The following is an 11,120-nucleotide window of genomic DNA, read 5'->3' on the forward strand; positions in this document are numbered from 1 at the left end:
TAACGGTCCCTGTAACTTACGACGGAATTAAAGATCCAGAACAAGTGAAAGTACCAGTAACAGTATTACCAAAACCAGAAGCTGATGAAATTCTTGTTCCTAAAAATGGCGACAAAGAAAAAGCAAAAGAAAAAGTACTTGCAAAAGCGAAAAAAGCAATTGAAGATTCAACATTTACAGGTAAATTACCACAAGGTGCAACCGTTACTGTTGATGAAACAGCTACAGTAACAGTTCCAGACTTAACAGAAGATACTGAAGTAGAAGTAACTGTTAAGTACACAGTTCCTGGACAAGATAAACCATTAACTACAACAGTCAAAGTTCCAGTTACAGTAGTTGAGAGTGTACCTCAAATTGTCCCAGTGGATGAAAGCAACAAACAACCAGATCCAGAGAAGAGCATCGATAAAACAGATTATCCAGAAGGATCAACATTTAGATACAAAACTCCAGAAGGACAAACAACTCCATATGATGGAACAACTCCAGGGGATAAGCCAGTTACAGTAGTTGTAAAAGATAAAGATGGAAAAGTGTTAGTAGAAGTTCCAGCTACTATTAAAGTAGTTGAAACAAAACCAACACCGATTGAAACACCAGTAACAAACACTCCTTTAACTGAAGGCGATTATACAAAAGGAATGAAGATTCCAGAAGGAGCAACTGTTAAGGTCGGCGATCTTCCAGATTTAACAACACCAGGTGAAAAAGCCCCTGTAAAAGTAACGATTACATTACCAAATGGTAAATCTTATACTGTGGATGTTCCAGTCACTGTTACTCCAGTTAAGGAAATTGAAACACCAGTAAGCACAACACCGTTAACCCCAGAGGATTACACAAAAGGAATTAAGATTCCAGAAGGCGGTAAAGTAACGAATGTTGCAAACATTCCAGACTTAACAACGCCAGGTAAGAAAGATCCAGTTAAGGTAACGATTGAATTGCCAAATGGCAAAGTGATTACAGTGGAAGTTCCTGTAACAGTAACACCTAAATCACAAAATGGTGGAGGAGTCATTTCTCAAAATGGCGATTCAACTGTTCAGATTGTAACGGAATATCTTGATGAAAATGGGAATCGAATTACTTCAGATAAAGAAGGAAAACACAATCAAATAGCGTTGGAAGGATATGAATATAGTCATTCAACAACTGATGCTAAAGGAAATACCCTACATCACTATAAGAAGGTTACAAATCCAATCAATCAAGAGCAACCAAGTGCTCCAGATACTCCTACAAGTCCAGAAAAACCAGTAGCTACTCCAGTTCAGACAAGTTCTACAGATTCTAAACAAGTAGCTGAAACAACCGTATCCAATGATAAGAAGGAATTACCAAATACTGGTACAGAAGATAAGGCTGGTCTAGCTAGTCTTGGACTTCTTGGAATGTTGGGTGCATTCGGACTCGTAGCTCGTAAGAAAAAAGAAGATTAAATCTAATTAGATTTTCTAATAAGAATAAGGAGTTGGATGGAATATCCGCTCCTTTTTCTTATAGTTTGAAACTATAGGATTGCCTAGGAAAGAAGTGTTAGAGGGGACTAACAGTTTTTGGTATAATGGAAGATATTTGAAAGAAAAGAGAAGTGATATGACACAGATTATTGATGGGAAGGCTCTAGCAGCTAAGTTACAAGGACAGCTGGCTGAAAAGACTGCAAGATTAAAGGAAGAAACAGGTTTAGTACCTGGTTTGGTGGTGATTTTGGTTGGGGACAACCCTGCCAGCCAAGTCTACGTTCGAAATAAGGAACGTTCTGCCCTTGCAGCTGGTTTTCGTAGTGAAGTAGTCCGAGTTCCAGAAACCATTACCCAAGAGGAATTGTTAAACTTGATTGCCAAATACAATCAAGATTCAGAATGGCACGGGATATTGGTCCAGTTACCATTGCCAAAACATATTGATGAAGAGGCGGTTTTATTAGCCATTGACCCAGAAAAGGATGTGGATGGTTTTCATCCGCTAAACATGGGGCGTCTTTGGTCAGGTCATCCAGTCATGATTCCTTCGACACCTGCAGGAATTATGGAAATGTTTCATGAATATGGGATTGACTTGGAAGGTAAAAATGCGGTCGTCATCGGTCGTTCCAATATCGTTGGAAAACCTATGGCCCAACTTCTTTTGGCAAAGAATGCTACAGTGACTTTGACCCACTCACGGACTCATAATCTTGCCAAGGTGGCTGCTAAAGCAGATATTCTGGTGGTCGCAATCGGTCGTGCCAAGTTTGTGACTGCTGACTTTGTCAAACCTGGTGCGGTTGTCATTGATGTCGGGATGAACCGCGATGAAAATGGGAAGCTCTGTGGGGATGTTGATTATGAGGCAGTTGCCCCACTTGCTAGCCATATTACGCCAGTTCCTGGAGGTGTAGGTCCTATGACCATTACCATGCTGATGGAGCAAACTTATCAAGCAGCACTTCGGACATTGGATAGAAAATAGGAAAAAAGAAGGTAGAATAATGTTTTACCTTCTTTTTATATAATGCAGTCTAAAATGATATGAGTCCATAAACTATAAATTTGAAGTATGAAAATGCTATTAATGGAATGAAATTTGTATCAGAAAGAGTCTAGAATAGAAAGCTACTTTCATTGCACCTATTCCTTTTGAATGAACTTATCTTGCATACCATTTTATTAGGTTAAATTGATGGAAAATGATTGCAATTTTAGGCGCGTTTTGATATATTCAATATATAAAATATATTATCGAACTTGGTACTTGTTTGTGTATTCAGAAGGAGGTCATTTTTTTAAAAAAAGTAAACGCTTACTTTGTATCAAGAAAAAGAAATGAGGATTTTAATGAACAAAAGACCTTTTGATAAACGTTGTCATTATAGCATTCGTAAATTTGCAATAGGTGCGGCATCTGTAATGATTGGGGCTAGTATATTTGGTATATCAGCTGTACAAGCTGAGGAGTTGGCTTCATCCAATGCTCAAACAGAAGAAACAACTGTTCATCAAGCTCAACCTTTAGACAAGCTTCCCGATGATGTGGCAGCTGCTATCGCAAAGGCTGATGAGAATGGTGGGCGTGAGTTTGTAAAACCCAAAGCTGAGTCGGCAGAAGATAAAGTGACTAAGGATGCAGAAACTACTAGACCTGCTAACGATGATAGTCATGAATTGGTTATTCCAAAAGGGGAAACTCCAAATAAAGTAGAAGAAGGAAACAAGGCTGATAACAAACAGAAATCTGAAGAGGCAAATCCAAAGCCTGTTGAATCTGCAGTAACAGCTGGAACCGAAGTAAAAGAGGATTCTAAAAAAACTTCTGAAAAGGACCAAGTGAAAGCAGACACAGAGATTAAACCTTCTTCTGAAAAATCGCAAGTGCTGTCTAGAGAGTCAAACAAAGGCGAAGTTGAAAAGGAAAAACAGCTATTATCGGAACGAAAACAAGATTTTAATAAAGATTGGTATTTTAAACTAAATGCCCAAGGCGATTTTTCAAAAAAAGATGTGGATGTTCATGATTGGTCTAAATTGAATCTTCCACATGATTGGAGTATTTATTTTGACTTTGATCACAAGTCTCCCGCGCGTAATGAAGGTGGCCAGTTAAATGGTGGAACAGCCTGGTATCGTAAGACTTTCACATTAAATGAAGCAGACAAGAATAAGGATGTTCGTATTAATTTTGATGGGGTTTACATGGATTCAAAGGTCTATGTAAATGGTAAATTTGTAGGACATTATCCAAGTGGCTATAATCATTTTTCATATGATATCACAGAATTTTTAAACAAGGATGGTAGTGAAAATTCAATTACTGTTCAAGTGACCAATAAGCAACCAAGTAGTCGTTGGTATTCAGGAAGTGGAATTTATCGTGATGTAACTCTTAGTTATCGTGATAAAGTCCATGTTGCCGAAAATGGTAATCATATCACTACTCCAAAACTTGCTGAGCAAAAAGAAGGGAATGTTGAAACACAGGTTCAAAGTAAGATTAAAAATACGGATAAGAAGGCTGCTAAAGTCTTTGTGGAACAACAAATTTTTACTAAGGAAGGTAAGGTTGTTTCAGAATTAGTGCGCTCTGAAACGAAGAATTTAGCAGAAAATGAAGTTGCAGATTTCAGACAAACAATCCTAGTTAATAAACCAACTCTTTGGACGACAAAAAGTTATCATCCTCAACTGTATGTGCTGAAAACAAAGGTTTATAAAGAAGGTCAACTAGTTGATGTAACAGAAGATACATTTGGTTACCGTTATTTCAATTGGACTGCTAAGGATGGTTTCTCTCTGAATGGCGAACGCATGAAATTCCACGGAGTAAGTATTCACCATGACAATGGAGCCTTGGGTGCAGAAGAGAATTATAAGGCTACCTATCGTAAATTAAAACTCTTGAAAGATATGGGGGTAAACTCTATTCGAACAACCCACAATCCAGCTAGTCCTCAGTTGCTTGATGCTGCAGCTAGTTTAGGTCTTTTGGTGCAAGAGGAAGCTTTTGATACCTGGTATGGTGGCAAAAAGACTTACGACTATGGACGGTTCTTTGATCAAGATGCAACTCATCCTGAAGCTAAGAAGGGGGAGAAGTGGTCTGATTTTGATCTTAGAACAATGGTAGAACGTGATAAGAACAATCCGTCTATCGTCATGTGGTCTCTTGGAAATGAGGTAGAAGAGGCAAATGGTAGTCCTCGCTCTATCGAAACTGCTAAACGTCTGAAGGCTATTATCAAGGCGATTGATACTGAGCGTTATGTCACCATGGGTGAAAATAAATTTAGTCGTGCAGCAACAGGTGATTTTTTGAAACTCGCAGAAATCATGGATGCTGTCGGTATGAACTATGGTGAACGTTTTTATGATGCGGTTCGTAGAGCGCATCCAGATTGGCTCATTTATGGTTCTGAAACCTCTTCAGCTACTAGAACGCGTGATTCTTATTACAATCCTGCTCAAATCCTTGGACACGATAACCGTCCAAATCGTCACTATGAACAATCTGATTATGGTAACGACCGTGTTGGGTGGGGAAGAACAGCTACTGAGTCATGGACTTTTGACCGTGATCGCGCTGGCTATGCCGGACAATTTATCTGGACTGGGTTTGATTATATTGGTGAACCAACTCCATGGCATAACCAAGATAATACACCTGTAAAAAGCTCTTACTTTGGTATCATCGATACGGCTGGTTTACCAAAAAATGATTTCTACCTTTATCGCAGTGAGTGGTATAGTGCTAAAGAAAAGCCAACTGTACGCATTTTACCACATTGGAACTGGACTGAAGAGACACTTAAGGATCGCAAGATGCTAGTCGATGGAAAGGTTCCAGTTCGTACCTTCTCAAATGCTGCAAGTGTAGAATTGTTCTTAAATGGACAGTCGCTTGGTAAAAAGGAATATACGAAGAAAAGGACAGAAGATGGACGTCCTTATCATGAAGGGGCTAAACCAAGTGAATTGTATCTTGAGTGGCTTGTGAAATACCAACCCGGCACACTGACTGCGATTGCTAGAGATGAAAATGGCAAAGAAATTGCGCGTGATAGTGTGACAACTGCAGGGGAACCAGCAAGAGTTCGTCTGACTAAAGAAGAGCATGTTATCACTGCAGATGGGAAAGACCTATCCTACATCCATTACGAAATTGTTGATGGCGATGGGAATGTGGTTCCGACAGCGAATAATCTTGTTCATTTCAATCTTCATGGTCAAGGACAAATTGTTGGGGTCGATAATGGAGAACAAGCTAGCCGTGAGCGTTACAAAGCTCAAGCAGATGGAACATGGCAAAGACGTGCTTTCAATGGTAAAGGAGTTGTCATTGTAAAATCAACAGAAAAAGAAGGTAAATTTACTCTTTATGCAGATTCTGCTGGTTTAACTTCTGATAGCGCAACGGTCGCAACTGTGTCTGGTAAGAAAGAAAACCGTCACTTTGTAGCCTTTGCTCCTGTAAAAGCAACAACTGACGTGACAACAAATCCTGAATTGCCTCAAACAGTAACAGCTATTTATAGCGACGGTAGTGTTGAGGAAAAGACTGTAACATGGGACGTGCCATCTGACTTGCTTACAAGTGCAGGTGAGAAAAAAGTATCTGGACGTGTAGAAGGTTTTGAAGCCAAAGCTGAGGCACTTGTAAAAGTGATTGCCTTAGATAAATGGTTACCAAAAGTTGCTACAGTACCAGTTGGTACAACTGCAGCTGATTTGGATAAAACAGTCACAGCTGTTCTGACAGATGGTAGCTTGATTGATACTGATGTTGTTTCTTGGACCTTGAAAGATCCTGCTGCTTTGACCAAGGAAGGGGGACGTACGGAAGCTACTGGTAAATTGGTAGATGATGGCCATGAAGTTACGGCAACCTTTATCGCAAGCAGTAAGGAAACAACAAGTAGCATTACAGGACTTACTGTTGGGGATAAAGCTCTTGAGAACTTCGAGTCTGGCAAGACTTATTACCGTGTATCCCTTCCTTACACCGGAACAATTCCAAGTGTTGGGGCTCAGACTACTGGTTATCAAGTAACTGTTCAGCAAGCTTCTGCTGATAATGGTTATCAGGCTTCTGTCTTCTTGAGTGACCAAAAGGGTGACTTGGTTCAAACTTACCTAATTCAGTTTGTGAAGGAAGCTCCTGCCTTGAAACGTTTGGAAGTAGTTGTGGAAGGAAAAGAAACTGCTACTGAAGATCAGGTTTTAACTTATCGTGTCATTGGTAGTTATGAGGATGGTTCTCAAACAGAATTTTCAGCTTCAGATATTCACCTAGAAGCTAAATCATCTGATGGTGGGCATCTTGAGGTAAATGGTCAGAATCTATTGCTCTATACTAAGGGAAGAGTGACTTTGACACCTCGAATCGATAATCAAACAGAGGAAACAGAATCTGTAACTACTGAAGTAGTGATTAAAGAGAATAAAGTCAGCAAGAAGATTGTGAAACTTCATCCTGTATCTATTTCTACAGACATTAATCAGCAACCGAATCTACCTAAAGAAGTTGGGGCAGAATTTGATAAGGGCTTGCCACGCAAAGTATCTGTAACTTGGGACAAGGTAGATGAAAAAGAATTGGGTCGCTATCATAGCTTTACCCTTAAAGGACATGTAGAAGGCACAGACATTGAAGCTCAAGCAACGGTGACAGTTGAAGGCTTACAAGTTGCAGAGGAAGTCAGCCTCACAGTACCTAAGGGTGAGACAGTTCAATTGTCAGCTAATGTTCGTGCTTACCATTCTAATGGAACAACTATCTATAAAGATGTAGTTTGGGATCAGGTTCCAGCCAACTTTAGTCAAACTGAAGGAGTCTATGAAATCAATGGTCGTTTAGTGGGTAGCAATCTGACCACTAAAGCTCATGTTCGAGTATCTAGTCAAGTTGTTGCTGGAAATAATATCTCTAAACAATGGACAGGTTCGCAATTGCCAGCTGCCATTGTGTCCAATACAGGAGGAGATGATTCAGCTAATACCTTGAACGACCTGACTGTGTCAAGAACGCCAACAGATGCTAAAAATAGATGGACTACTTGGAGAACAAATACTGATAATGACTGGGCTTCTATCTTGTTTGGTAATTCAGGAGACTTGACGAAACGTTTTGTCAACAATTTATCAGTTGATTTCTATACTGATGGAGCAATTGGTCTTCCAAAAGAATATGTAGTTGAATATTATGTAGGTAAAGAAATTCCAGATTTACCAAGTGATGTCAGTCATGCTCAGCGTGATACTAATCATCCATTTAATAATCCAGACAATTGGAAAGCAGTTGAAAACTTACATGCTCCAAGTCAGCTATCTGCAACTCAAACCAATCACTTTACCTTTGACAAGGTCGAAACCTACGCTGTGCGTATTCGTATGAAGAAGGCTGATGGAACATCAGGTGTTGGTTTGACAGAGCTAACTGTCCTTGGAAACAAGGTCTTAAGTGAAACAAGTTCAGATATTTCTATCAAAGTAGATGGCAAGGATCTTGAACACTTTAATCCATCGAAAACAGATTATTATATTCCTCAATCTAGCAAGGAAATTACTGCAACAGCTAGCAACAATGGTTTGGTTACTCTTGTTCCAGCAACAAGTCCAAAAGGTGCGACACGTCTTATTTTGAAGGCTGAAGATGGTACTATTTTAAAAGAATATCGAATCTACCGTAATGATGAGAGAGAAACTAGTCAACCTCTTGCTGCAGAAAACAGTGCTAAAATCTTGAATGTTGGAGACAATCTTCAACTTCCTTCAGAAGTAAGTGTTTATTATCCAACTTCAACTAATTGGACTACAGATAAACTTGCAGTGAAGTGGGATGCTATTCCTGAACATGCGACAGAGCATGAGGGAACATTCCAAGTTACCGGTCATGTTATTGGTACAAATCTAACAACTATCATGCAGGTGACAGTTGTTTCTAAAGGCAATCAAATCATTTCAGAAAATCCAAGCAACAATGACAAAGATTCTAAAGCCTTTGCTTCGACAACGAACGATACTCAAGCAGCTTCACATGATAGAATTTTCTATATCAATGATGGAAAATACAATGAAGATGGACGTTGGACAAACTGGTCTCGTACACCAAAAAATCAAGAAACTTCTGTCGGACTACTCTTTAAGAAAGACGGTAAAATTGCCTCCCAATCTATTGGAAGAGTAGCCATTCAGTTCTTTAAAGATAGTGGAACAGATGCCCCAGAGAAAATGGTTCTAGAAAGATATATTGGCCCTGCCTTTACAGAACCAAGTACGATTTCTCGTTATGAAGAAAATGCTGACCATCCATTCAACAAGGCAGAAAATTGGGAACCAATTCCTTATAAAGCTTCTGGAGAATTAGTAGCTGGAAAACCAATCGAGTTTAACTTTGAACCAGTTCAAGCGACAGCTATTCGTGCTCGAATGACTCGTAAGTCTACTACTAACGGTCTAGCAGTAGTCGAATTTACAGCCTACTCTGCAGGCAAGGGAGCAGAAGTCGAAACACCATCAGCGACTATTTCAATCGATGGAAAATCATTGGAAAACTTTGATCCAAATGTGACAGAGTACACCCTAACAACAATGGGAACTAAACCAAAAGTCACTGCGACAACTAGTGGACATGGAGTAGTCACGGTAGTGGATCATGGAAATACAAATCTTCCAACACTGGTTCGTCTTGTTTCAAAAGATGGAAATCTGGTGAAAGAATATCGTTTACACTTTAAGTCTACCTTCCAAACAACACCGACAGAAGGCGTTAAGAACTTAGTCGCAGAAGTTCCAAGCTTGGAAATTGAAAAGACTCCACTTCCGTTTAAAGAAGTTATTCGTGAAACCCCTGAGCTTGCTCAAGGTCAACGTCGTATAGTTTCTGAAGGACAAGATGGAGAAAAAGTTGACTATATTCAAGTTTTGGGAACTACTAGAACTCTTGTTCATTCTGAAGAAAGAAAGGCTCAGGATCGTATTATTGAGGTAGGAGTAAAACCATCTATTTCAAATAGTAAGGGTGAAGAACCTGCGCCAGTAAACGAAGTTCCAGAATTCAAAGGCGGTGCTAACTTTGTAGAAGCAGCAGTGAACGATGTTCCAGAATTCAAAGGTGGTGCTAACTTTGTAGAAGCAGCAGTAAATGAAGTTCCAGAATACACAGGAATTCTAGCCACAGTAGGAGATCAAGCAGTACCAAGTGTTGAGAAACCTGAATTTAAGGGTGGCGTTAATGCTGTAATGGCTCTAGAACATAAACTTCCAGAGTACCGTGGTATTCTAGCTACAGTAGGTAATCAACCAGCTCCAACAGTAGAAAAACCAGAGTTTAAACTAAGTTCGTTAGAAAAAGCTCAGACTCCAGAAGTGCCAGTTCAAGTTGCCAAGGAAGACAAGAGATTGCCAGAAACTGGTGAAAAACAGTCAGAAACAGCTATTTTCTTGGCAGGTGTTACCTTGGCCTTGTCAGCAGCTTTATTAACTGCAAAACGCAAAGAGGATTAGTCTGTGCGTCTAATACCCTAGATTAGTAGAAGATAAAAAATGAATCGATAAATGAGTCGAATAGATGGAGAGGACCAATTAGTCCTCCCCGTCTTTACTAGTAAAAATGGAATCGTTTACTTTCGTGTTGGGGCGAAAGGAGAGTAGAGGGGCTTTGTCCCCTCTTTTTCTATATGAACGAAGAGATTTATATTTAAGATGCAAGGTGGATAGACTTTATAGTATAATGAATAGAGAGGAAAAAACAATGAAAGTGATTGAGCAAGCATTATTAGAAAAAGTTATTATTGAACGTTCTCGTACCAGTCATAAAGGAGACTATGGCCGTCTGCTGTTGCTTGGTGGGACTTATCCTTATGGTGGTGCTATCATCATGGCTGCTTTGGCAGCTGTTAAAAGTGGAGCTGGTTTGGTGACTGTTGGAACGGATAGGGAAAATATCCCAGCTTTGCACAGTCATTTACCTGAGGCTATGGCCTTTTCTCTTCAAGACCAGCAATTGTTAAAAGAGCAGTTGGAGAAGGCAGAAGTGGTTTTAGTAGGACCTGGTTTACGAGACGATGCTTTTGGAGAAAATCTAGTCAAACAGATTTTTGCCAGCTTAAAAAAGAAACAGATTTTGATTGTAGACGGAGGGGCCTTAACCATCCTTGCTAGGACAAGTTTGTCGTTTCCATCTAACCAGCTTATCCTAACTCCCCACCAAAAAGAATGGGAAAAGCTGTCTGGTATTGCTATTGAAAAGCAAAAGGAAGCTGCAACGGCTTGTGCCCTGACTTCCTTTCCTCAAGGAACAATTTTGGTGGAGAAAGGTCCAGCTACTCGTATTTGGCAAGTTGGTCAATCTGATTATTACCAGTTACAGGTTGGCGGTCCCTATCAGGCGACTGGTGGTATGGGAGATACTCTGGCTGGAATGATTGCAGGATTTGCAGGCCAGTTTAAACAAGCCAGTCTCTACGAGCGTCTGGCAGTAGCGACCAATCTGCATTCAGCCATAGCTCAAGAACTAGCTCAAGAACATTATGTGGTCTTGCCGACGGAAATCAGCTCTTATCTTCCCAAAATAATGAAAAAAATATCTCAAAAAGGCACCTGATTGTTTCAGGCGCCTTTATATCTTTTAGAAAAATC

At 39.9% G+C, this 11,120-nt stretch carries 4 protein-coding genes; all 4 read left to right on the forward strand.

Annotated elements, in window-relative coordinates; translation table 11 throughout:
• A partial coding sequence (locus QZ565_RS05025; protein ID WP_295526422.1) for a Rib/alpha-like domain-containing protein occupies positions 1-1,445 on the forward strand: 1,445 nt, incomplete at its 5' end.
• Positions 1,446-1,602: 157 nt separating this feature from the next.
• Complete coding sequence (locus tag QZ565_RS05030; protein WP_049510683.1) at positions 1,603-2,460, forward strand: bifunctional methylenetetrahydrofolate dehydrogenase/methenyltetrahydrofolate cyclohydrolase; 858 nt, start codon at positions 1,603-1,605, stop codon at positions 2,458-2,460.
• Positions 2,461-2,825: 365 nt separating this feature from the next.
• A complete protein-coding gene (locus tag QZ565_RS05035; protein ID WP_295526428.1) occupies positions 2,826-9,986 on the forward strand; it encodes an SIALI-17 repeat-containing surface protein in 7,161 nt (2,386 codons plus the stop codon).
• Between the two features lie 247 nt (positions 9,987-10,233).
• Positions 10,234-11,085 carry an NAD(P)H-hydrate dehydratase gene (locus QZ565_RS05040; protein ID WP_295526431.1) on the forward strand — a complete coding sequence of 284 codons (852 nt, stop codon included), beginning with the start codon at positions 10,234-10,236 and terminating at the stop codon, positions 11,083-11,085.
• Positions 11,086-11,120 lie beyond the last annotated feature (35 nt).

It is taken from the genome of uncultured Streptococcus sp. (assembly GCF_915066115.1).
Taxonomy (GTDB): Bacteria; Bacillota; Bacilli; order Lactobacillales; family Streptococcaceae; genus Streptococcus.